At 40.5% G+C, this 2,168-nt stretch carries 3 protein-coding genes; all 3 read right to left on the bottom strand.

The features are described 5' to 3' along the window. Positions 1-170 precede the first annotated feature (170 nt). Complete coding sequence (locus tag MO867_RS21690) at positions 171-938, bottom strand: SDR family NAD(P)-dependent oxidoreductase (protein WP_252473030.1); 768 nt, start codon at positions 936-938, stop codon at positions 171-173. Between the two features lie 52 nt (positions 939-990). Beyond that, complete coding sequence (locus MO867_RS21685) at positions 991-1,464, bottom strand: hypothetical protein (protein ID WP_252473029.1); 474 nt, start codon at positions 1,462-1,464, stop codon at positions 991-993. Between the two features lie 418 nt (positions 1,465-1,882). Then, positions 1,883-2,122: a hypothetical protein gene (locus MO867_RS21680; protein ID WP_252473027.1), complete on the bottom strand. Its 240-nt coding sequence runs from the start codon at positions 2,120-2,122 to the stop codon at positions 1,883-1,885. Between the last annotated feature and the right edge of the window lie 46 nt (positions 2,123-2,168).

Raw genomic sequence — 2,168 nt, 5'->3', positions numbered from 1 at the left:
CAAGCTAATGAAAAAGCTAGGTTTGGCAGTAAAACGCAAGAAGCGATTTACACTGGCAACAGATAGCAAACACCAACTTCACGGATAGGGAACCGTCCATTGCGGACCTGCACGATGGGTGGTGTGGGGGCCGGCAGCTAAAAACCACCGGCTACCCGATTTAGGCGAAATTAATTAGTTGTTAAACCACCATCAACCGCCATTATTTCACCTGTAACCCAGTTAGCGTGATCAGAGGCGAGGAAAACAGCTGCTCCCGAAATATCTTGTGGCTCACCTATACGGCCTAGTGGATAGATGGATTTTATCATTCCTGAAAATTGCTTTTTCTCTTCATCTGTTAACTTAGCGATATTTTCTTGAACAAGCGGAGTGTTCACCGTGCCTGGAGCAATTGCATTGACTCGTACTCCAAATATTCCTGCCTCATATGCTAAAGATTTAGTAAATGAGTCGATAGCACCTTTTGACATAGAGTACGCTGTCGATGGTCTACCAGGTAACATTCGATGAGAAAAATAAGATGAAATATTAATCACTGAACCTTTTTTTAAGGCAAGCAGACTAAATAATTCTCGAGTGAGTATATAAGGAGTTTTTACGTTTAAATTTAGATGCAAATCTAAATCCTCATCACCAGTATCAGAAAAAGGTATAAACCTTGCTACTCCTGCATTATTTACTAGTACATCTACTTCTTTATATTTTCTCCTAATTTTTAAGGCCAATTCTTTAACATAAGAAACATCTGATAAATCAGCTGATATATATTCAATATTGACATCATACTCTGAAAGAATATCTTTCGCCTGCTTAAGTCTTTCTTCGTTTCTTGCGATAATTAATATGTCGGAATTATTTTTTGCAAACGCTTTAGCTATTTCAAATCCAATCCCATCACTACCACCTGTAATTATTGCTTGTTTACCTGATAACACTCTAACCTCTCTTAACTATCGGTTTTTCGCCTAACGCCTAACGTCCATGCCTTTACTTGTAATGAGTGATGCTGGCACGGACATACTGATACCACTTATCACTCACTGTCTTAATTATTTCTGCCGAATGGAAATGGCCAGGTGACTCTTTGAAAATAAGGTAGTTCTCACCTTGCACAAAAGTAAATTTTAATGTGCATGCTCCTGGATAGTAAGGTGACCTTGCTACTATTTCATCCCCTGCCTTCCAAAAATCTGGATCGTTATGTGACTCAAAATCTGTTGATTTATGGTCAACCCTTGACCTAAATCGACGCCACTGAAATTCAGCAGCATTCTCGCCTTTTAAAACTTCTATTACCTTAAACCTAAACCGGTGGTCGTCGGATACTGGAGTCACGAGATAAATAGTGTCTGTTTTTTCAATTAATTTATCGTGAGTCCAATATGCGCCTTGTGCAGGTATTGAGCATGCGTATGCGTTACCCCAAAAGAGGAGCGCTGCCACTAAAATCGAAATCTTCATACTCTTACTCATAACGCCCGCACTGTGTTTTATACACATCTTTCAGTCTTACTCATAGCCTCAGCCACTTCAATACAGTGAAATAACTTTACGTGCCCCACCAAACTGTTCAAATTTCACCCCGCAGTATCATTTAGGACTATGCAAATAGCCTGAATCTGTTAACAATCGAGTAATCCTCCCCATGAATGGAGGTTTCTCGATGGGGTACATTCGATATCCCACGCCACTCTGATTCTGGGTTCACCTTAATGCGGGTTCATAGGGAACTGGTACTCATGCGTAGAGCTTATTTGCCCATTAATATGCACAAGAATACTTGTGTATAAAACTTAGCGCTTTGCTTTGGGGCGGCCGAAACAGAGCGAAGCGGCATGCAGGCTGTCCCGATCGCGTAGCGGCGAACAACAGCAACTTGTTAGGTGCAAAACCATTTAATTAAATCATTTTGTTCTTCAGCAAACCACTCGCCCCCATCTTTGTAAATGGTTAATGTTCGGTGTAAGGGGGCGTAACCACCAAAATCGTGCTGAGAAAATAAACTTTTCATCTTTTTTAAATGGTTTGATTTTAAGCCCTCAATGGTATCTACCTCAGAAAAATACTCATTTCCAAAGTTCAATAGAAAAGCCGACCAAACATATATTAAATCCTGCATTCAACTCTGAAGTGCATCACCCTTTAGGCTGCTGCAGCAGCCGTAT

The organism is Microbulbifer okhotskensis, from assembly GCF_023895975.1.
GTDB classification, from domain to species: Bacteria; Pseudomonadota; Gammaproteobacteria; order Pseudomonadales; family Cellvibrionaceae; genus Microbulbifer; species Microbulbifer okhotskensis.
Note: the sequence above shows the minus strand (reverse complement) of the source record. Positions and strands in the feature narration are given on the sequence as shown.